This is a genomic window from Microcystis sp. BLCC-F209, from assembly GCF_041928595.1.
Classification (GTDB): Bacteria; Cyanobacteriota; Cyanobacteriia; order Cyanobacteriales; family Microcystaceae; genus Microcystis.
On the sequence record NZ_JBHFLL010000336.1, the window covers coordinates 15,878 to 36,403 of the forward strand.

Genomic DNA, 20,526 nt, shown 5'->3' on the forward strand with positions numbered 1-20,526 from the left:
GCCCCTACTTTTTGCCGCAAACCCTAAATATGTCTTAGCTTACCAGCGCGTCCGCTTCGCTCTAATCTCAATCCTGTTGTGGCAACGATATCAGAGTTTTGTTTTTTACTTTTTGAACAGTCAACCAAACATTTAAACCGTCCACAACTGCTGTTGCCGTTGTGCTAGAATGGCGAAAAATTCTCACAATTAATAATTATGTTAGCCGAATTAGCCGCCGCCGAAATCGCTAAAATCGCCTTTGAAGCTGTTATCGGTAAATTAACGGAAGCAGCCATGGATAAAGGTGTAGAATTGTGGCAAAAAATTAAGCAAAAGTTACAAAAGGAACCCGCCGCCGCTCAGGTTTTAGCGGCAGCCGAACAAACCAAATCCGAGGCGATGATTGAACAGCAAGTGGTTCCTTTTTTACAGGTAGAAATGCTCAAAGACCCCAATTTTGCCCAAGAAATCCAAACCCTAGCACAACAAATTATGACAATTAATCAGAATCAAACAGAAACGAAAACTCAAATTGGTATGCAAATTAACAAAGATATTAAACAACAATTGAACATTCAAGAAGTTAAGGGTAATTTAAATCTAGGAATCCCTCCTGAATGACTGGCGGATCTGCACGCAAAAGCAGACGCAATAGAAAATAATCGCAGTAGTCAAAGGAGTACTTTCAAGGGAGGAAATGCTCGAAAAAGTCTCGTCCATTGGCAGGGAAGGGAGGAGGAAATCACCCAAATTAAGCAGTGGTTTAATGATCAAAATGTTGCGATGATTGGCATCAAAGGAGTTGGAGGAATTGGAAAATCTACCCTAGCTAGTAAAATTTTTGAGGAGAAAATTACCCTCGATCCTTCCCTAGGAGACGATGAAGATTTATTCCCAAAACGCTTTTGGTGGGAAGCGGGAAATCTGGGCGGATTTAGTGGTTTAGCTCGCCAATTCCTGACGGACTTTGGTTATCCTGTCCCCGAAAAAGAAATAGATTTACAGGAAGCTTTAATCAGACAATTGCAACGCCATCGCCACCTAATTATTATCGATAATCTAGAGAGTTTATTAGGGGAAGATGGTTCTTGGAATAATGAATTTTATCAGCAGTTTTTCACTGCTTGGATAGAAAAAGGTGACACGAGCAAAATTATAGTCACCACCAGAGAAAAGCCAAAAACTAGGGGTTTTAACCGTTGGATCGAGCTAAAAGGTTTGAAACCTCCTGAAGGGGCGCAATTGTTAGCGGAATCGCGAATAACAGGGGATCTAGAGAACTTTTCTCGACGGGTGGATGGTCATCCATTACTCCTGCGATTGGTGGCGGATTTAATCTTAGCAGAATTTCCGCAAAACCCCAGTTTAGAAAGGTTAGCGGATTTAGGATTAGGAAATTTATCGCAACTTTTGAGCGATCCGCAGGTGGTGGGGAGCCATCGTCAAGAGACAGTGGGAATTGCTTTAGTTTTAGATGCTAGTTTTCAGCGACTTAGCCAAAGACAGCAAGAATTATTCACTAAAACCAGCATTTATCGCCGAGAATTTGATTCTCTGGCAGCCAAAGCGGTGATGGATAATTACCCAGAGATCGAACTATCCGAGATCACGGCAGATCTGCGAGAATTGCAGCGACGATCATTATTAGAAGAAAAAGAGGAAAATCGCCAGCGAATTTTTAGTTTTCAGCCTTTAGTTTGGGAATATGCACAATACAAAGCCGGCGATCAAAGGGAATTACACCAAAAAGCGATCGCCTATTATCTTTCTATTGCTCAACCCGACTCCTGGGAAATCCTCAACGATGTGCAACCTTACCTAGAAATTTTCTATCATTGCTATCAGTTAACCGAGTACGACAATGCTTTTGATATTCTCCGTGCTATCGATGATTTTCTCACCCGACGCGGGTATTATCAAACCCTAGCGGATTATTACCTTGAATTAGTCACTGTTTACCAACAACAGGAGGAGCAAACCAACTGGAATTATGCCGCATCCCTCACCAGTTTAGGCATTGTTTACTATTCCCTAGGAGAATACCAAAAAGCGATCGAGTTTCATCAACAGTCCTTAGCAATCGATCGGGAAATCGGTGATCGGGGGGGTGAAGCGAAATCCTACGGTAATTTAGGCAATGTTTACTATTCCCTAGGGGAATACCAAAAAGCGATCGAGTTTTATCAACAGTCCTTAGCAATCCTTCGGGAAATCGGTGATCGGGGGGGTGAAGCGTCTTCCTACAATAATTTAGGCAATGTTTACTATTCCCTAGGAGAATACCAAAAAGCGATCGAGTTTCATCAACAATCCTTAGCAATCACACGAAAAATCGGTGATCGGGAAAGTGAAGCGTATTCCTACGGTAATTTAGGCAATGTTTACTATTCCCTAGGAGAATACCAAAAAGCGATCGAGTTTTATCAACAGTCCTTAGCAATCACACGGGAAATCGGTGATCGGGGGGGTGAAGCGACTTCCTACAATAATTTAGGCAATGTTTACGATTCCCTAGGAGAATACGAAAAAGCGATCGAGTTTCATCAACAGTCCTTAGCAATCACACGGGAAATCGGTGATCGGGGGGGTGAAGCGTATTCCTACGGTAATTTAGGCAATGTTTACTATTCCCTAGGAGAATACCAAAAAGCGATCGAGTTTTATCAACAGTCTTTAGCAATCGAACGGGAAATCGGTGATCGGAGGGGTGAAGCGAAAGCTTGGTTTAATCTGGGACTTACCTACTATAAACTCAAACGTATATCGGAAGCGAAAGAAGCATATCTTCAAGCGCGGGAATTATATCAAGCATTGGGGTTAGCAGCGGATGTTCAAGATTGCGATCAGGCAATTCGGCAATTAGAAACCCGAAAATATCCCTTAATCGTTGCTTTCTTTCTGGGGGTGATTAAGTTTCCTTTAGTTTTAATTGGGGGGATAATAGTGGCATTGTGGCGATTGTTAAAAAGATGGTTGAGGAAAGCATAATTAGGGGTAGGATGGGTTAAATATCCCTTATTTTTAACCTGAGTTTCACATCTGCTAATTTCCCCTCATAACTACCCTAAAGTGAGAAATTATAGTAATATTTCTAAGGATTGCCAGAAAAGAAAGAGCGCCACGCTGCTGTTCCGATCGCTCCTCCTAAAAGGATAATTAACGTCCAAACTTGATTTTTTTGGGTTCCTTCCACCTTTTCTAGTCTTCTATCCATCCCATCGACTTTCTCAGTTAGTTTTGTCTGTCCTACCTCTAGCTTAGTTAGCCGTTCGTCGATTTTGTCAAATTTCTGGTTAACATCCTGTTGCAAGATGTCGATTTTTTGGTTAACTTCCTTGATGCTGTCTTTGATTTCCTTGAGGACAGATTCAAGACTATAAGTAACGGTTTCGTTAGACATTTTGGTAAAATCCCTGGGAGTAATGATAGTATAATAATTTTATTTTAATCCTAAATCTGGTTATTAAAGACTGATTATTTATTGCCTGTCCTGATAAGTAGGGAGGCACAATTATTTGTAGGATGGGTTAGCGGTAGCGTAACCCTTGCAAGTGTTGGGTTTCATGCTTCAACCCAACCTACGTTCTGATTATCTATTGCCTCTCCTGATATGTAGCCTATACTCAACGGATTTAGTATAACTATCTCTGCCATTACTTTTTAAAAATGCTATAAATTTCCTCGGCAATATTTCTGCTACCTCCAGACTCTCCCACTCTAATTTTGCCATTTTCTAAACATCTGTGTAAATAAGGAGAATCTGTCAAAATATCAATAATTTTAACCGCGGCATTTTTAAATAAATTCACCTCCGTGGGTTTCTGTCCAATAGTTATCACCGATTCCCCTAATAAGCGCATTTGTGCCTCGGCAAAAGGATAGGTAAATTGGGGACCAAATCCGGGTATTTGTAGGACGGGTTTTCCTAATCCCACCGCTTGTTCTACTGCTGTACCCGCCATGGCTAAACAAGCGTCACAATGGTGTAGAATATCGGCAAAAGCATCACGATAACAGCACAATAAAGCCCCATTTTTCTCTAATTTTCCCGCTCCTAAATAATGCCATCCCTCTTGTTTAGCTAAATTTTCTAAGTCGGTTTCTCTGATACTAGGAACAATAGCAGCCCGAAACTGCATCGGTTTAATTTTAACTATTTCCTCACAGACTTGTAACTGTAAAGCCAAATTACTCAAAGCTTCGGGTAAACGACTCCCCGCTAATAAAGCAATCATGGGAATTTGACTATCTAATTCTAAATCTTTACCCGTTGGTGTTAAGACATCCATAATCGGATAACCGGCAAAAATCGCTTTTTTAATACCCCGATTTTCTAGGTCTGTTGCTGTATATTTATCCCGGGTAAAAACTCTTAAACAATTCTTCGATCTTAAACATAATTCCGTGAGTAAAGGTAATTTAATTGTGCCTTCGTAATAACTGGAAGTAGAAACAATAAAAGCCACAAAGGGACGACCGGTTAAACGAGCGATCGCAATCGGCACGATATCCCCCACTGCTATCAATAAATCACAATCCTTGCTAACTTTAAAAGCTGCCTGAATTTGCTGAATAGTTAGACTAATTAATCCCGCACCAATATCCTTAATCCAATTCAAAGGATTGGTATAAATAATTCCCCCCGATGGCATAGTGGCAGTGGGGGCAATAATTGGTACTGACAATTTTTGATAAGCTTTTCCCTCTCCCACTAAAGGCAAAGCAGCTATAGATAATTGGGGCTGAATTTTTTGTAATTCCCCCAGAATTAAACTAGCATTTAAATCCTCACCATGACCATTACTAAGAAATAAAACCTGTTTAAGCATCGATTTGTTATCCTCTATATTCCCTGGCTGCCAAAGAAACTGCCACCGTCACCGATTTGGCTTCTATTTGCTTGCTTACTAGCAAAGTATGGCCCATTTTTAAAGCGGCAGCTTCAGCGACGCTAGGGGTTCCTTCTTTCTTGTGGACAATAGCCGAGGGATTGGGGACATTAATATCTCTCAACTCCTCAGCAGTAAAGGTTTTTAGTGGCAATCCTTTCTCCTGACAGTAGGCAATTAAACCCTGTTCATCAGCTTTGATGTCAAGGGTGGCGATACCAGCAATAGCGGCTAAAGAGAGGTGATAACGCTTAAAAACATCCCTAATTGCCCTATCTATGACCGCTTTCTCCGTCCCACGGATGCAACCTATTCCTAGCCATAATAATCGTCCATGGTACTGCACTTTTGTCCCGGAAGGATCGGGGGAAAAACCAGGTTGGCTAAAACCTGTCCACAGGGGACCTATCCCGATTAAATCGATTGCGGGTGAGTGGAAAGCAGGGGAAGCGCTAGTCATACAAGACTATAATATTTTTACCGGTTGAAATTGTTCGCCTTCGTCCAGTTGCCAAGCTTGTAAATTGATCGCTCGTCCTGAAACTACGGAGACAATTAAATAAGTATATCCTGACCAGGCTAATTGGCGATCGATTTCCGAGGGAATGGCGGCATGATCGGGATGGGAATGATAGATACCGATAATTTCTAGCTGGTTTTCCCGCGCCGATTTTTGAGCTTGTAAAAGCACTTCTGGCGCAATACTAAAGCGGTTTTTCCTATTACCTGACCAGTTATTTTCTGTGGTTTGCACGGTGATCACTTGGGCTGCGGTTTCGGTAATTTTTCCCACGAGTAACCCACAACATTCTTCGGGATAGGTGGATTCGGCGTGGGTGACAATGCGCTGGTAAATTTGTTCTGTAATCAGGATCATAAGGGAAAATTTTCAAAACCTATCTATCTCAATCCCTCAAAATCAGTTATTTGCCCAGACTCCGAGGTACAAAGTCTTCTTTTTGGCGAGTCGTTCCTCAGCAGTCGATGGCAAATTCGGTTATACTTTATGCTGAGGATCAACGCCGTAGAATTAATTCTAACAAAATTGTTTCAAAAAAAGCCGGAGGTGCCTGAAGATGAGAAAATTCATAGAATTGATTTTAAGAAAACTTTTCAAGCCAGAGGTGCCTGAATTGGTACAGATTGTCCACAACCGGGAAATGTCAGCGCTGGGGGGATTTGCCAAGACAGCAGAATCGATCGATAGTGATAAGTTTAGCGGTCAAGAATTTCTCATGTTTGTGAAGATTAAATACTGTCTAGCTAGAGGAATTGGAGAATACGCAGGACTAGATGAAAGTATTAAACTACTGCAAGGAGCGATCGAAGCAAAAAATAGTTATTTAAGCCTTGATCAAACAGAATTTCGTTATCGTAGTTCTAAACAACAGGATTTTTATCAATATGTGGAATCTCTGCTTGCCTCTGACTACGAAGATAAGGCGGCTTTTCAAGCTAGAGTAGCAGAAAAGTTGCTGGAAACTCTGCCCGATGTGAAAACGGAGGAGGGAAAAGTTGCCCTAAAAGCCTATCAAACTGAATTGGAACGTCTGGCAGAGTACGAATTAGGATTAAAACTTTTATCCCTATTTAAAGCCTACCAACTAGCGGACTATTCTGTCCTCAGAACTGTTTCTGATATCGTGGAGACTTCTCGCGAAAAACAAACACTAGATTATCCTAGTTTAGTTGTTTTGGTAATTAGTAAGTACGAAGTTTTTGAGAAGCTGAAAAATATTATCGGTGTGCCTAATAATAAGAGCAAACCGGAAACCTATGCTCGAATGCTGCAATACATTGCCCTGACCTACAGACATAGCAAATCCTACGCTCAATTTGCCGAATTGTTGAAAGTAATGCGTAAATGGTATCTTCCCTATCGCGCCATTCTTGACATCCGCCAACGCTATCCCCGCACCTCTTTTAAACTACCGAAGCAATTCTCGGAAGATATTCCTGGGGAGGCAATTTATGATAAATATCGTAAGTCCCTAACCGACGCTAAAACAGGATTAACCTATGTGGATTTTGGGAAAGACTAGCTATTTATTGGGGATGATGGCTAAGGTGCAGCTATTTGGTTTGATTCCTAAACCGTTAAAGAGAAGGTTGAGCAGCAGTATCTAAATTTTCCCCTTAAAACTTGGCGAGAAGGGAACCCGAAAAGGGATAAATTGGCCTGGGAATTGAGAGTAAACTTAACCCGCATCGCTGACTCAGGAATAACTTATTCTTGGCCGGTTCCAGCCAATGTTAAATTTATCTTATTGTCCCCTAACCTTTGGACTGAACTGATAAATGTCGATCGATTTTCGCAATCTTAATACACTTTGGGGTTCTATTTTAGTCGAAACATTGGCCCGTTTGGGATTGAAGATAGGGGTGGTTTCTCCCGGATCGCGATCGACTCCTTTAACGATAGCCTTGGCAAGACATCCCCAGATTGAAGCTATTCCCATCTTAGACGAGCGCTCGGCCGCTTTTTTTGCCCTGGGATTAGCCAAACAATTGTATCAACCGGTGGTTTTAGTCTGCACTTCCGGGACCGCCACGGCTAATTTTTATCCCGCAGTCATTGAAGCAAAAGAAAGTCATGTCCCCTTATTAATTCTAACCGCCGATCGCCCCCCAGAATTGCGTCATGCTCACGCCGGTCAGACTATCGATCAAGTCAAACTCTACGGTAATTATCCCAACTGGCAAGCGGAAATTAGCTGTCCTAGTGCCAATATCGAGCGTTTACGCTATCTCCGTCAAACTATCATCCACGCGTGGTGGCGCTGTCTTGATCCTGTCCCCGGAGTGGTGCATCTCAACTTACCATTTCGGGAGCCCCTCGCACCAACTCCCGATCTAGAAATTAACAATTTAGAGGCTAATTTTGACCAAGAGGCTTTTTTTAGCCACATATCTCGGCAAAATATGCCCATTAACCGCTCAATTCTCGAAATTCCTTCTTTACCCCCCAAAGGAATTATCATCGCGGGATTAGCTTCCCCGCAAAACCCCGAAAGTTACTGTCAGGCGATCGCTAATTTAGCCCGATCGCAACAATATCCCGTCTTAGCAGAAGCTTTATCTCCTCTGCGAAACTATGCAGGGTTAAATCCCCATCTGATCACCACCTATGATTTATTATTGCGGAATCCTGCCCTTAGAACCCAATTAACCCCCGATGTTGTCCTACAAATTGGCGAATTACCCACCAGCAAAGAATTACGGACCTGGTTAGAAGAAATCGACTGTCCGCGCTGGATTATCGATCCCCATCCCGATAATTACGATCCTCTACAGGGAAAAACCAGACATCTCAGGGTAAATATCGAGCAATTAGGGGATTTATTCCCAGAGCAAACCGAGAATAACCAAGAATATCGGCAATTATGGCAGAAATTCGACCAGCAAGCCAGATTAACCATCGATCGCCTTTTGGCAGCAGAAACTAAACTGATTGAAGGGAAAATCCCCTGGCTGCTCTCCCAATACCTCCCCCCCCGCACCCCGATCTTTATCTCTAATAGTATGCCTGTTCGCTATGCGGAATTTTTTAACCCGCCTAGCGATCGCCAAATTCGTCCCTATTTTAATCGCGGGGCCAATGGCATCGACGGCAACCTCTCCACTGCGATGGGAATAGCTTATAAAAATGTCCCTAGTCTGCTATTAACGGGAGATTTAGCCCTATTACACGACACAAATGGTTTTTTAATCAAAAAATATTTTGTTGGCTCCTTGACCATAATTTTAATCAATAACAAGGGGGGAGGCATTTTCCAGATGTTGCCGATCGCCAAATTTGACCCTCCCTTTGAAGAATTTTTTGCCACTCCCCAAAATATCGACTTTTGCCAACTCTGTCACACCTACGGTATCGATTACCATTTAATCAGCGATTGGACTGATTTTCAGGAAAAAATCGCAGTTTTACCGGAATCAGGCCTAAGATTACTAGAAATATCCTGCGATCGAGCTTTTAATACTCAATGGTTCCTCAGTAATTATGTGTAGGGTGTGGGGTGTGGGAATTATGAATTATGAATTATGAATTATGAAGTGGGGTGTGGGGAGAACAAAGCTGCCTATTGCAAGAATTAATTCCCTTTTTCGAGAAAGTCAATACAATGGGTGGAAAGCGAGTTAAAAAGGTTCGATGAATCGACAAAGACGGCAAAAATCAAGACAATTTTCTCTCCCCAGATATTCTATCTTTCCCCCGGAACAATGGCGATCGGGAGTGACTTCTTTGGTGATTAGTTTGGTCTTGTCCCTACTGATTTTAAAACTGAATACCTCTAGTCTCTCCACTGCCACCATAAATATTTTTAATCCCTCCACTGTGGGGGAGAATTTAGCCGGTAAGAGTCTAGATGAGTTAGAAAAGCAGAAAATCGCCGAATTTTTGCAAATTACCCCGCCAGAAACCGAATTAACCCTCGATCGCACCCCTTTGTTTATTCTCCACGATACAGCTTGGAGTATGACTGCGGGTAACATCGAAGAACAGAAAAAATATGCTCGCGGTCCGATGAAATTGGGTCCGAATGTTTACATCCCCCGCAAACCGAATTCCAGGGATAGAGATATTTTAGACTCGATCGCCCGGCCTTTTTTTGAACGTCACCGTCCCACGGCCACTTTTTACGAACAAGCGGCCGAAATGCTGCCCGCAGACACCAGAGATCAATTAGTGCGTCAACTGTGGCAACTTACCCCAGAAACTATCCGCGTCAAGGGTTTTGCACTTGCTTTAGCGGGTGTTCCTTTGAGTACGCGATCGGCCCCTGAGTTAGAAAAAAGAGCGAGAATATGGTTAAATACGCCTTCAGAAGCCGTCTTTAGGCGTTTAGTCAAAGAATATCCCACAAATTACTTTGATGGAGCAAAAAGCACCGCATTATGGGCAACAGAAGCGATTTGTCAGCAGCTATCTCACCCTAATTGCGATCGCTTGCGACCAATTTTTGCCGAAAGAAATCGTCGGGTTATCTCCAGCGTTAACATTGAACTGGTACAAGCACCGGGATCCCACTGTTTGACCAAAGGACGCTTGCAACCCCTCCCCGGTTACAGCGATTTTCAATACCAACAAACGGCGAAATATTATCTCCTCGCAGCCTTACAAACGGGACAATTACCGCAAATTGTCAGCCATTTTGCCGTGGATAGTTTTCTGATTAATCAAGGAAAATATCCCCATTGTGACCCCCGGGGTTTTGATCTACAACGTCTCTACAATCTCATCAGTGAAGCTTTGGATTATGACCCCGGCACTGTTTATGGTATCGTTCCCCGTTACGGCACAAATATTATAGCTGGTGATAATATTTGGTGGCATAATCAAGTTTTTGATGCGGCCAATTTACCCACAACTTTAAATTAGACCTGATCATTTAGAAATATCCACTTCTCCCAAAGCTTCTAGATAGGTGATCGCCGCTTCTAAAGGAGAATCGTAGCTATAGGAAAACTCCTCAAACCAGCGTCCTTCCTCCGATTTGGCATCTAACTTATCTAACCATTGCTTCGCCTTTCTAGTTAAAGCTTCTCGCTTACGCTGCTTTTTTAATGCCGCTGCTTTTTCTTTTTCCGCTGCCTCCTGTTGTTGCCTTTCTTGGTTTTCTAAGGCTAAAGCTTTTAAAAGCGCATCGGTAGCAGAATCGCCAGCATAATTAACCTTAAATTCGTCTGGGTAACGATCTTTTTCTTGGCGAGAAGAAGGGGACGGCATCGGTTTTTCCTGATCCCGTTTCTGGTATTCTGCCTTCATTTGTGCCAGTAAATCTTCTATTTCTCCCATAATGATCAAGTTAGAAAGTAAAAAGTTAAAAAGCGGGTTTACTTATTTTTCCAAACGCACTAGATACCATTGTAAATAACCCTCCTCACCCAGGTCTAACTCACAGTAATTATCGCGCAGATAGAGAGCTTTTTCCTCAAAACTAGAGAATTTCGCCAATTGTCGGGGACAAATCTCCGGTTTTGCGGTGATTAAATCTTTTAACTTATCCCGCAACTGGTCGGGAGTCTGGAATTGTTCAGGTTGATCGGCCTCAAGGACAAGAAAATAGTCCCCTTGATACATAATAGAATCGGGCATCGCTGTTTGATAGTCTCAGTAGAAAAATTTTTGGCTATCTTTATCACTTTAACGCCTCAAAGCTCGATCGACACCACCACTATGACAGACCATCTCACCAATCCCTTTCTCAGTCTCCCTTACGAAAGCGCCATGCAGGACTTGGGGGACCAATACTATGATCAAGTTGCGGCTGCGGATTTTCCCAGTCATATCCTTCGTTTTCGCAATGATGCTTTATTACCTTTGGTGGGAATTCAGCCAGAATTAACCTTAGATGAGCATTTTATCGAGGCTTTTGGTAAATTTCAATCCCTGACCCCCTTTTTGGCCCTGCGTTACCATGGTTATCAATTTGGCGAGTATAATCCTTTTTTGGGGGATGGTCGCGGTTTTCTCTACGGTCAAGTTAGGGGTATTGATGGCAAATTATACGATTTTGGTACGAAAGGATCGGGACGGACCCCCTATTCCCGTCATGCTGACGGTAGGTTAACTCTCAAGGGTGGAGTTAGAGAAGTCTTAGCCGCGGAAGCTTTACGCGGTTTAGGGGTGAATACCTCTCGCTGTTTGAGTTTGGTGGAAACAGGGGAATCCCTCTGGCGCGGCGATGAACCTTCCCCGACGCGATCTTCGGTGATGATTCGAGTTAGTAATTCTCATATTCGTTTTGGGACTTTTGAGCGTTTATTTCATATTAAACGTAGCGATTTAATTAAAAGACTCCTCGATCATGTGATTATTTATTATTATCCCGAAGTCAATCCCCAAGATAGCGATCGCTATTTAAAATTTTACGCCGCTTTAATCGAAAGAACCGCTAAATTAGCAGCCCAATGGATGGCCGCAGGTTTTTGTCATGGGGTTCTCAATACCGATAATATGTCAATTACTGGGGAAAGTTTCGATTATGGTCCCTACGCTTTTATTCCTTCCTATAACCCCCAATTTACGGCGGCCTATTTCGACTACGGCGGCCGTTATAGTTATGGCAATCAGCCTTTTATCTGTCGCTTAAATCTAGAGTTACTGCAATCTCCCCTGTCGATGGTCGTGTCCTTGTTAGAGTTAGATATGGCTTTGGCTAAATATGACCACCATTACAATTTTTATTATCAAAAAATGATGCTCAAAAAGTTAGGTTTTGAGGATATTTTTACTCCCGAATCTGCTTTATTGGTCAGCAAAACCGTGGAAATTCTCCAAGAAACTGGCCTCGGTTATCACGACTTTTTCTATCAATTAAGTGAACAATTTAATTACGGTTGGCGAGAAAATAGTTCTCTAATTATTGAAAATATGGATTTACCGAAAGCTGATTGGCAACGTTGGCGAGAGTTATATAGTTTGGTCTTAAATCAATTACCCTCAGATTCTTTGGTTCAAATTGGGGACACCTTAACGCATTATAATCCTAAAACTGCTTTACTTAGACCGCTAATCGAATCGGTTTGGGAAGCCATTACCTATAAAGATGATTGGCAACCTTTCCAAGAATTAGTGATAAAATTACAAAATAAACAGTAATTAAGTAATAAGTAGTGGTGCAAAGTTAATTTCTTGGTTAAAATAGGCAAGAGGTAGTTAAATATGTGTAATTAATTAAACCTCTTGTATAATTAATTTTTGAGGGTTTAAAAACGACAATAATAAGGATTAAATGACATAAAATCTGTAAATAGACCATTTAGTTAATTATTATTCATTCTTAATTCTCCTGACTACTGACCACTGGCTACTGACTCCTCACCCTAACAACAATTTTTGATTTTTACAAGAGGTCTATTATGTCTAGCTACTTATGCAGGTCATGTCCTGAAATGCGTTGGAAAAAAATTGACCAGACTTGGCGATCAATGTTTCCCTTCTAACCATTAAGAGTGTCAAAATAATAGTGAAATTTTGTGACAAAGTGCAGCCATATCTAAGAATCTTTGCTAGAACCCTAGAAGGCTTCTGTGATAAGTCTCCTTAAAAGGAGATTGTTTGCAGTAAGCTCATCTGGTTAACACGCTTTTGGGCGTGATAGACGAAGAACTTCTTGCGATTGCGCCTAAATGGAGTGATATGCAGAAAGTTGACCCATATCGTTACTCTGAAGAGTGTTATACAGAGAGTTGACCTATAATATGTAGTTAGACAGAAATTCAGGAGTAACTTAACGAGGCTATATCCATTAAGGTTTCGCAATTAATGGCGATAAGTTTACTGTTATTAGGAGAACAAAGCCCAATATCATTTTTAAAATGCAGTGAATAATTTTGTTTTTTTTATCATCCAAACAGACTATTAGTAGATAGGTTCAAAAGTTATGTGGTACTTTATAGAAGACAATCAAAAAAGAGGCAGTTTCAGTCTTGAAGAGATGGAATCTTTAGCCAATCAAGGTGATATTAATGAAAATACTTTAGTTTGGAAAAAAGGTATGAAAGAATGGCAACCCCTGAGCCAAACTGAATTAAACGATATTCTACCAGAGGATGCACCTCCACCCATTCCACGCGAATTACCTCCCCCGTTTCCGACTACTTATAGAAATGTTCAAAAAGAAAGAGTTGAAACAACAAGTCCTTATTCCCCAGCACCGGCCTCTCAAGAGGATGCTAGAATAAAGCTGCTCTATGCTGCGAAAGCTAGAATATGGGCGCACTGGCTATTTTGGCTTTTGATTCCCTTCATTGGAGGTATAATTAGTGTTACAAAAACTAAATTAGAAGGTGATGAACCTCGCAATCAAGCAATTAGTGTACTAATCTTGTCTATAATGAATACTATATTTCCAACCTGGTGGTGGTTCAGTTTAGCATTATTGGCAAATATGATTTTCGGTGCATACAAAACCCAAGAACTTATAGAAAAGGCAAGACATCAATTAAATATAAAAGATCCCTTACAAGCTGAAAAACAACTTTTTAACCATTTTTAGTTGCCGTAGGGTGCGTCCCCTAATCTGGATCCTACTGCTCCACCGATCGATTTTGGGGAACGCACCATGCACATTTATTGAAGCTGTGAGTTTAAGTGCGATGCCGATCTTGTAGGGTGCGAAAACGCGCGTGTAACGTACCTTTTTCAAGTTAGCTATAATGTCGGTTAGACAATACTCTTATGAAGCGTTTAACCATCAGATATACATTCATGAGCATATTGTTCCACCAGTAATTCGATTATTTTTTCCTAAGTAATTTGCTTTCGATCTGCTTGAGATTTAAAGAAGGTTACACTTTCTTCTGTTGATTCTAATGTTACTTGAGTAGTTTTGGTTTTACCTTTAGGAACTAACTGGTCTGGAGGCGGTAAAAAATCTTTAACGACTTGTCCCAGTTCCATTGGTTCATCAGTATAAGTTATTTTGCTGTTCATATAGTTTACGTCCTTTTCGCCAATAACCAGCTCCAAAAATTCTAACTTTTCCTTCCCGGTAAGTAAAGCGTACCGTGATAATTCCTTCATCGACTTGCCCCATACAGTAAAATCGATTTTCTTCTTGACTGTGAGCCAGATCTTGTACGATAACTCTTTTGGGGTCAAAAAATGCGTATTGGGCTAATTCAAAGGAAACATCGTGTTTCTGTTGGTTTAAACGATTTTTATCTTCATCCCATTCAAAGCTTTCATCCATAGGCGGAGTTGATAAGCCCAACCACTATGATTTTAACATAGGCTTTAAAGAACATGAGTTGAATCAAATTGATAGGCTGGTGATAGAACATCAAACAACATTACTCGATACATGGCATGACTACTTTGACACTTGAGACAGAACCAACCTTAAATCAAGTGTGATCGCCGTTCTTGTAGGGTGCATTCCCTAATCTAACTTCTACCGCTCCACCGATCGATTTTTGGGAACGCACCATGCACATTGATTGAAGTTGTGAGTTTAAGTACGATGCCGCTCTGGTGGAACCAGTTGAGGAATGTTAGGGAAGATTCCCAATGTTTGGTTAAAATAGAGGGGCAAAAGTCGCCACAGGGTCGCTTCAATGACAGTTAGACAACCCCGCTACAGTAAACAAGAATTTGCTCGACGTGGTAATGAGATTTATCAATCTCAGGTACGTCCCCAAGTCGAGGAGGGAAATCAGGGGAGAATTGTGGCGATCGACATTGAAACAGGGGCTTTTGAAGTAGCGGATGATTTGGTAAGCGCAGCGAAGCAACTTTCTGCACGAGTGCCTGATACTCAGACATGGTTTGTTCGCATTGGGCATTCAGCCGTCGATCACTTTGGCGCAAGGAGCCTGAGAACAAAGCCATGATGCAAGGTCGTGTAAATCAAGGGTGTGAGGCGACGTTGACGATCGCAGTCAGAAACAATGAAACAACGCAGATAGTAGATGCTGTAATTGATACAGGGTTTTCGGGTTTTCTCACCTTGCCGTCTGACATAATTGCTAGGTTAGGGTTTATTTGGGAGGGTCGAGATCTGGCGACATTAGGCGATGGGACTTTCTGCACGTTTGAAGTTTACATCGGGCTTGTGATCTGGGACGGGCAATACCGTGAGATTTACATCAACGAATCAGAGACGGTTCCGTTGATTGGGATGCAGCTCTTAAGAGGATACGATTTGCGAATTCAGGCAATTGAGGGTGGTTTAGTTACGATCGAAGCGTTGAAGTAGCGATCGCCGATCTGGTAGGGTGCGTTCTCTAATGTCAGTCTTACTGCTCCACCGATCGATTTTTGGGAACGCACCATGCACATTGATTGAAAATGTGAGTTTAAGTACGATGCCGAAGGCACTACGCCATTGCCGTATGTAGCTTAAGGCTTTTGAGGGCCAACTAACAAAGATATGCCCAGAGGTGGGTTAGTCATCTATCGGATTAAAATGTAAAGAGAATAATCACCCATACTTCAATCTAATATCCATCCTATGCAAATTACCCTCAACCTTGATGAATCGCTTCTCAAGGAAGCCTTTCAACTGACTAACCTCACCACCCAAGAGGAACTAATGAATCTTGCTCTACAAGAATTCGTAAAATCCCGCCGTAAGAAAAACCTTCTCGACCTTGCCGGACAAATTCAATTTGCCCCAGATTTTGATTATAAAGCCCTACGGGAAACCGGTCATGTTGCTGATTGACACATCTGTGTGAATCAGCGTCTTCCGCAGTCGTGGTGATCAAGTTCGCCAGCAACTGGAAACGTTAATTGCAAATCGTGAGGTTTTACTCACCCGCTTTACTCAGCTGGAACTGCTTCAAGGGAGCTTAAACGAGCAAGAGTGGACAATCCTCTCTACTTATCTCGAAGTGCAGGATTATGTTGAACTCACACCTTCTTCCTGGCCAGCAGCTGCACGTATTTACTATGATCTGCGTCGTCAAGGATTGACTGTTCGCAGCCCAATTGATTGCTGTATTGCTCAAGCGGCACTAGAAAATGATCTGCTTCTAATTCACAACGACCGTGATTTTGAAACCATTGCTCAAGTGCGATCTCTTCAAAATCTCCGTTTTCAGTGCGATGCCGAAGGCACTGCGTAGCAGTATGCCGATCTTAATAAGCTATATTAACAACAATACTTAAAGAGAAGGCTTAAAATGGTTAAATCAACTTTGTACACGACAGCAAAAGTCCTACCCGGAAATAGAATTGAAATTGAATCTCCAGATCTGACTGTAGGACAAACTGTTGAGGTAGTTATTTTGGTTGAAGAAGTTAGTTCTGATTCTTCTACCAGCGAATATATCTCTCCATCCTTAAAACAGCGTCTTGCTTTTCTGAAGTTACCAATGACTGAACGGAGGAATATTCTCAAAAGTCAAGCCGATATAATGCTCTCTCACTATCAACAAGATTCTGAATGGCAGGAGTTAATGGCAGGTGACATCATTGAGTATTAACCCTGAGCTGCCAAAACGTGGAGAAATTTGGTTAGTCAACTTCGATCCTACTGTTGGTGCAGAAATCAAAAAAGTGCGTCCTGCCGTCGTCATCAGTTCCGATTCAGTAGGAAAGCTTCCTATCAAGCTTATTGCTCCTATTACAGACTGGAAAACATATTTTTCAGCAAATTTCTGGCACGTTAAAATTGAACCTAACAGTATCAATGGATTGAATAAAGCTTCTGCAATTGATACTCTTCAACTAAGGGGGGTGGATTTACAAAGGTTTATTCGTAAATTAGGAAGCGTTTCTGAAATTACAATGCTGGAAATTGTAGCCGCCATTGCTACTGTAATCGAATTTGAGGTCTAACAAATCATTGCACCCGACCGTGTGTTAGATAGCTCGTAATCATGTAAACGTAGTATAATATGAGCGATCGCTACCCAAAATTGTCCAGTTTAGCCTTTAACTATTTATTCAGGACATTACCATGAAAAAACTGCATAAATTACTGATGACCACCACCGCCATAGTTTCTACATTTGGGTGGAATATTCACAGCACTCCTGTTGCAGCCAAGCAAAATTATATAGGAAGATGGTAGAATGTGGGACTTAGCAATGAATACATTTCTAAATATAGGGTCTTTCAAAAAGATGGTAGACTTCATGATTACCAAGATCTGAAAACTGGTTTGGTTGGGGCATCCTATAAATGGGATTATCAAGTCCTTTCCAATGGTTCAATTAGGGTTTTTAGTCTATTAAAAGAGACTTGTGTGCTAACTGAGATGAATAAAATGCAGTGCTACTCTGACGGGGATAGCCTTGGTGATTTGGGACTTTACATAAAAAGGTAGTGCGATGCCGAAGGCACTGCGTAGCAGTACGCTATCGCCCTAGGGTGCGTTCCCTAATCTGGCTCCTACTGCTCCACCGATCGATTTTGGGGAACGCACCATGCCCAGGGATTGAAGCTATGAGTTTAGGTGCGATGCTGAAGGCACTGGGTAACAGTACGCCATCGCTGTAGGAATGTGAAAGCTAGAATATATTAAGCCCTATACGTTAGATGTTGTCTATGACTGAACGACTTGAGCAGGCGATCGCCCAATTAAAAACCTTGTCAACCGATCAACAGGACGCAATCGCAACCATAATTTTGGCAGAACTCGAAGAAGAAAAGCGATGGCATGACTCCTTTACCCGCTCACCAAACTTGCTGGCTAAACTAGCAGCCGAAGCAATGGCAGAACATCGATCGGGCAAGACTCAAGAATTAGACCCAGAAACGTTGTGAAGTCTTGGACCACTGCTGGTTTTCGGGAGATGTTTGCTGATCTTCCAAAACCGATTCAAGATCAGACTCGTAAAGCGTATCGGCAATTCAAAGAAGACCCAAGCTATCCCAGCTTGCGATTCAAGAAAGTCCATCCACAGCTGCCCATCTATTCTGCACGCATCAATAGGGATTATCGTGCTGTCGGTCAATTAGAGGATGATACGGTGATTTGGTTCTGGGTTGGTTCCCATGCAGAGTACGATATGCTGCTTGACCAATTGTAGTGCGATGCCGAAGGCACTGCGTAGCAGTACGCCATCGCCGTGGAGTGTGTTCCCTCATGGGGGTCTTGCTGCTCCACCGATCGATTTTTGGGAACGCACCATGCACATTGATTGAAGCTGTAAGTCTAAGTCCGGTCGCTGATCTTAAAAAGAAAAGGCTTAAAGATGATCAGTAACAAGGGTAAAAAAACAAGTCACCCCTGGTGTTTTTCCCCGACGATATTGCAGATTATAATTCATGAAACCGGTTTTGTTGCTATAGGGATTCGGTTTGACCAGTCATGACCGATAAAGACGATTGGCAACCTTGCCAAGAATTAGTGATAAAATTAGCAAATAAACAGTAATTTTTCCCCTAACCCTAATCCCTAATAAAATTATGATGCACGGTTTTATTCCCCCTCATCGTTATTTTCCCTATCTTACTTGGACTGATATAGATTCAATGCCAGATAAGGAAAATGTGGTAATTATTCAACCTATCGGTGCGATCGAACAACACGGACCCCATCTCCCTATTGCCGTCGATGCTGCCATTAGTTTAGGGGTTTTAGGCAAAGCTTTCGAGAAATTAAATACAAATGTTCCCGCTTTCGCTTTACCCTGTCTCTACTACGGAAAATCTAACGAACATTGGTCTTTCCCCGGCACGATTACCCTCTCGGCAGCCACCTTATTAACTCTCATTCAAGAGATAGCGGAAAGTCTCTATCGTTCGGGTTTTCGCAAGTTAGTATTAATGAACTCCCACGGCGGACAACCGCAAGTTATGGAAATTGCCGCTAGGGATATTCATCAACAATATCCCGATTTTTTAGTATTTCCTTTTTTCACTTGGCGAGTTCCCCACAATGCGGCTGAATTATTCTCGGAATATGAATTAGAATACGGTATTCATGCAGGAGATGTGGAAACTAGCATGATGTTATCATTATTGCCAGAACAGGTCAAAATTGAGCGGGCTGTCCGAGAATATCCCCAAGGTTTGCCAGAAAATAGTTTATTAACTATGGAAGGAAAATTACCCTTTGCTTGGTTAACTAAGGAATTAACTAAAAGTGGAGTGATGGGAGATGCTACTAATGCAAGTAAAGAAAAAGGCGATCGATTATTAGAATCTGTTGCTAATGGTTGGGTACAGGCGATCACTGATGTTTATCAATTCCGTCAACCGAAGTTCTACTAATAGAAGATTAATCAGAATTGTTAATAAGCTGTACTGCCTTTAAACCGGCTGTTGGTAATTTTATTACCAAGGATAAAACTCCATCTCCTTTTTCCTTTAATTCGGGGATTTGATCACTATCTTCTATTAGCATTAGTAGAGAAAATTTTAACCAGATAGGGGTGATTTTTAGCATAATTATTAATCTCAATCAATAGTTTTATACTTGAGTGTTTAGAAATTTTGAACCAGTAACAAAAAGAAAAGAAACGACATTTTTACCATATTTTTTGTACGGGATAAGAATCGAAAACAGAATTAATCTCTAGGATAATTAGGTTTTCTGTAATTGCTTGAGAAATTAATCAACCATCAAAGGGCTCTTTGTGATAATAAGGTAAGGTGTCTAATCTCCAAATATGAGATAATTTCATGGGTAAAATCTGCACATCATTAATTTTAGTTTGATCCTTAACTATTTCCGAGAGAGAAATATCTAAATTTAATTTGCCTAACTGTACCTTGATCTGTATTTCCCAGACGCTGACCAAACTCAAGAAAAGAAGATTATTTCTATCTTCTAGTATCTTAATTGCTGATGAGGAAAGCTGAGGAGAATTCTGGGAAGACCAGATTAAAGTATGACTATCTAAGAGAATATTCATGAGTCAAAATTCCAGAAGTTATCGGGTAAGGGTTGATTGAAATCATCACTGATCCAAATTTTTCTCTGATGCAACCCAAAGACTCGTTTTTTGGGGGAAGATGACGGCTCCTTTTTCTCCGTGAGAGCTTCTAAATATTCTAAGATTTGTTTTTGTTTATCTAGAGGAATTTCCTGTAGCTTGTTAATAATGCTTTCTGTAATTTTATTGCCAGAAATAGTCATGGTTTTCTCAATACCTACTGAAATCTACGATGCAAGCTTCATGATAGCATTTTAAACATAAATAAAGTTAATTTTTGTAGAACCACTTCCCCAACTTGTTTAAGAAAGTTCCTCAG

General features: G+C 41.5%; 26 protein-coding genes and 1 pseudogene. 16 read left to right on the forward strand and 11 right to left on the reverse strand.

All coding sequences use genetic code 11. From position 1 onward, the window contains the following. The first annotated feature begins 198 nt into the window (after window positions 1-198). Both ACE1AQ_RS22580 and ACE1AQ_RS22585 read left to right on the forward strand, forming a co-directional pair. Window positions 199-603: a hypothetical protein gene (locus ACE1AQ_RS22580; RefSeq protein WP_110543835.1), complete on the forward strand. Its 405-nt coding sequence runs from the start codon at window positions 199-201 to the stop codon at window positions 601-603. A 63-nt stretch (window positions 604-666) separates the two neighbouring features. Then, window positions 667-2,970: pseudogene (locus tag ACE1AQ_RS22585) on the forward strand (tetratricopeptide repeat protein); the annotation flags it as partial. A 103-nt stretch (window positions 2,971-3,073) separates the two neighbouring features. Here ACE1AQ_RS22585 and ACE1AQ_RS22590 read toward each other — a convergent pair. From ACE1AQ_RS22590 to ACE1AQ_RS22605, 4 genes are all read right to left on the reverse strand, one after another. Continuing rightward, the gene (locus tag ACE1AQ_RS22590; protein WP_110543830.1) at window positions 3,074-3,382 is read right to left on the reverse strand and encodes a DUF4164 domain-containing protein; all 309 of its coding nucleotides are present in this window, start codon (window positions 3,380-3,382) and stop codon (window positions 3,074-3,076) included. 253 nt (window positions 3,383-3,635) lie between these two features. Then, on the reverse strand, window positions 3,636-4,811 hold the full coding sequence (locus ACE1AQ_RS22595; RefSeq protein WP_110543827.1) for a lipid-A-disaccharide synthase-related protein: 1,176 nt from the start codon (window positions 4,809-4,811) through the stop codon (window positions 3,636-3,638). 7 nt (window positions 4,812-4,818) lie between these two features. After that, window positions 4,819-5,331, reverse strand: a complete 513-nt coding sequence (locus ACE1AQ_RS22600; RefSeq protein ID WP_110543824.1) for a cobalamin biosynthesis protein — start codon at window positions 5,329-5,331, stop codon at window positions 4,819-4,821. Between the two features lie 6 nt (window positions 5,332-5,337). Beyond that, a complete protein-coding gene (locus ACE1AQ_RS22605) occupies window positions 5,338-5,748 on the reverse strand; it encodes a Mov34/MPN/PAD-1 family protein (RefSeq protein ID WP_008206716.1) in 411 nt (136 codons plus the stop codon). A 199-nt stretch (window positions 5,749-5,947) separates the two neighbouring features. Here ACE1AQ_RS22605 and ACE1AQ_RS22610 point away from each other — a divergent pair, with 199 nt between their 5' ends. The 3 genes from ACE1AQ_RS22610 (at window position 5,948) to ACE1AQ_RS22620 (ending at window position 10,251) form a co-directional block, all read left to right on the forward strand. After that, window positions 5,948-6,913: a hypothetical protein gene (locus tag ACE1AQ_RS22610; RefSeq protein ID WP_008206713.1), complete on the forward strand. Its 966-nt coding sequence runs from the start codon at window positions 5,948-5,950 to the stop codon at window positions 6,911-6,913. 256 nt (window positions 6,914-7,169) lie between these two features. After that, a complete protein-coding gene (gene menD, locus ACE1AQ_RS22615; RefSeq protein ID WP_110543819.1) occupies window positions 7,170-8,879 on the forward strand; it encodes a 2-succinyl-5-enolpyruvyl-6-hydroxy-3-cyclohexene-1-carboxylic-acid synthase in 1,710 nt (569 codons plus the stop codon). 142 nt (window positions 8,880-9,021) lie between these two features. Beyond that, on the forward strand, window positions 9,022-10,251 hold the full coding sequence (locus ACE1AQ_RS22620; protein WP_110543816.1) for a hypothetical protein: 1,230 nt from the start codon (window positions 9,022-9,024) through the stop codon (window positions 10,249-10,251). A gap of 6 nt (window positions 10,252-10,257) precedes the next feature. Here the strand turns inward: ACE1AQ_RS22620 and ACE1AQ_RS22625 are convergent, their stop codons facing one another. Together ACE1AQ_RS22625 and ACE1AQ_RS22630 are read right to left on the reverse strand one after the other, a co-directional pair. Further along, complete coding sequence (locus tag ACE1AQ_RS22625) at window positions 10,258-10,668, reverse strand: salt stress protein, Slr1339 family (RefSeq protein WP_008206701.1); 411 nt, start codon at window positions 10,666-10,668, stop codon at window positions 10,258-10,260. Window positions 10,669-10,710: 42 nt separating this feature from the next. Continuing rightward, window positions 10,711-10,968, reverse strand: coding sequence for a chlororespiratory reduction protein 7 (locus ACE1AQ_RS22630; protein ID WP_002781847.1), 258 nt, complete (start codon window positions 10,966-10,968; stop codon window positions 10,711-10,713). 30 nt (window positions 10,969-10,998) lie between these two features. Between ACE1AQ_RS22630 and ACE1AQ_RS22635 the strand changes: the two genes are divergently transcribed. Together ACE1AQ_RS22635 and ACE1AQ_RS22640 are read left to right on the forward strand one after the other, a co-directional pair. Then, window positions 10,999-12,474 (forward strand): YdiU family protein, encoded by a 1,476-nt coding sequence (locus ACE1AQ_RS22635; protein WP_253257677.1) that lies wholly within the window; start codon window positions 10,999-11,001, stop codon window positions 12,472-12,474. Between the two features lie 784 nt (window positions 12,475-13,258). Further along, window positions 13,259-13,873, forward strand: coding sequence for a DUF4339 domain-containing protein (locus ACE1AQ_RS22640; protein ID WP_004160520.1), 615 nt, complete (start codon window positions 13,259-13,261; stop codon window positions 13,871-13,873). A gap of 251 nt (window positions 13,874-14,124) precedes the next feature. On the opposite strand, the gene ACE1AQ_RS22645 is transcribed toward ACE1AQ_RS22640, so the two are convergent. Beyond that, entirely contained in the window at window positions 14,125-14,277 is a 153-nt protein-coding gene (locus ACE1AQ_RS22645) for a hypothetical protein (RefSeq protein WP_253851955.1), read from the reverse strand. A gap of 7 nt (window positions 14,278-14,284) precedes the next feature. Beyond that, complete coding sequence (locus ACE1AQ_RS22650) at window positions 14,285-14,569, reverse strand: BrnT family toxin (RefSeq protein ID WP_008206693.1); 285 nt, start codon at window positions 14,567-14,569, stop codon at window positions 14,285-14,287. A gap of 364 nt (window positions 14,570-14,933) precedes the next feature. Between ACE1AQ_RS22650 and ACE1AQ_RS22655 the strand changes: the two genes are divergently transcribed. The 9 genes from ACE1AQ_RS22655 to ACE1AQ_RS22695 all read left to right on the forward strand — a co-directional run bounded on the left by ACE1AQ_RS22655 (window position 14,934) and on the right by ACE1AQ_RS22695 (window position 19,542). Then, the gene (locus tag ACE1AQ_RS22655; RefSeq protein ID WP_110543812.1) at window positions 14,934-15,209 is read left to right on the forward strand and encodes a hypothetical protein; all 276 of its coding nucleotides are present in this window, start codon (window positions 14,934-14,936) and stop codon (window positions 15,207-15,209) included. Beyond that, window positions 15,206-15,574 (forward strand): clan AA aspartic protease, encoded by a 369-nt coding sequence (locus ACE1AQ_RS22660; RefSeq protein WP_106909125.1) that lies wholly within the window; start codon window positions 15,206-15,208, stop codon window positions 15,572-15,574. Before ACE1AQ_RS22655 ends, ACE1AQ_RS22660 begins: the two co-directional genes overlap by 4 nt. A 255-nt stretch (window positions 15,575-15,829) precedes the next feature. Further along, window positions 15,830-16,042: a type II toxin-antitoxin system VapB family antitoxin gene (locus ACE1AQ_RS22665; RefSeq protein ID WP_110543810.1), complete on the forward strand. Its 213-nt coding sequence runs from the start codon at window positions 15,830-15,832 to the stop codon at window positions 16,040-16,042. 13 nt (window positions 16,043-16,055) lie between these two features. Then, complete coding sequence (locus tag ACE1AQ_RS22670; protein WP_255348765.1) at window positions 16,056-16,445, forward strand: PIN domain nuclease; 390 nt, start codon at window positions 16,056-16,058, stop codon at window positions 16,443-16,445. A gap of 57 nt (window positions 16,446-16,502) precedes the next feature. Next, a complete protein-coding gene (locus ACE1AQ_RS22675) occupies window positions 16,503-16,805 on the forward strand; it encodes a hypothetical protein (RefSeq protein WP_002775120.1) in 303 nt (100 codons plus the stop codon). Then, window positions 16,786-17,160, forward strand: a complete 375-nt coding sequence (locus ACE1AQ_RS22680) for a type II toxin-antitoxin system PemK/MazF family toxin (protein ID WP_172456622.1) — start codon at window positions 16,786-16,788, stop codon at window positions 17,158-17,160. The genes ACE1AQ_RS22675 and ACE1AQ_RS22680 overlap by 20 nt, the downstream gene beginning before the upstream one ends. 711 nt (window positions 17,161-17,871) lie before the next feature. Continuing rightward, window positions 17,872-18,090: a hypothetical protein gene (locus tag ACE1AQ_RS22685; protein ID WP_039900617.1), complete on the forward strand. Its 219-nt coding sequence runs from the start codon at window positions 17,872-17,874 to the stop codon at window positions 18,088-18,090. Next, window positions 18,087-18,356: a type II toxin-antitoxin system RelE/ParE family toxin gene (locus ACE1AQ_RS22690; RefSeq protein WP_008206682.1), complete on the forward strand. Its 270-nt coding sequence runs from the start codon at window positions 18,087-18,089 to the stop codon at window positions 18,354-18,356. Before ACE1AQ_RS22685 ends, ACE1AQ_RS22690 begins: the two co-directional genes overlap by 4 nt. A 379-nt stretch (window positions 18,357-18,735) precedes the next feature. Then, a complete protein-coding gene (locus ACE1AQ_RS22695) occupies window positions 18,736-19,542 on the forward strand; it encodes a creatininase family protein (protein ID WP_008206679.1) in 807 nt (268 codons plus the stop codon). Between the two features lie 7 nt (window positions 19,543-19,549). Here ACE1AQ_RS22695 and ACE1AQ_RS22700 read toward each other — a convergent pair whose 3' ends face one another. The 3 genes from ACE1AQ_RS22700 to ACE1AQ_RS22710 all read right to left on the reverse strand — a co-directional run bounded on the left by ACE1AQ_RS22700 (window position 19,550) and on the right by ACE1AQ_RS22710 (window position 20,410). Then, a complete protein-coding gene (locus ACE1AQ_RS22700) occupies window positions 19,550-19,717 on the reverse strand; it encodes a hypothetical protein (protein ID WP_008206677.1) in 168 nt (55 codons plus the stop codon). Between the two features lie 169 nt (window positions 19,718-19,886). Then, complete coding sequence (locus tag ACE1AQ_RS22705; RefSeq protein WP_008206674.1) at window positions 19,887-20,186, reverse strand: type II toxin-antitoxin system VapC family toxin; 300 nt, start codon at window positions 20,184-20,186, stop codon at window positions 19,887-19,889. Next, a complete protein-coding gene (locus ACE1AQ_RS22710) occupies window positions 20,183-20,410 on the reverse strand; it encodes a DUF2281 domain-containing protein (protein ID WP_008206673.1) in 228 nt (75 codons plus the stop codon). The genes ACE1AQ_RS22705 and ACE1AQ_RS22710 overlap by 4 nt, the downstream gene beginning before the upstream one ends. Between the last annotated feature and the right edge of the window lie 116 nt (window positions 20,411-20,526).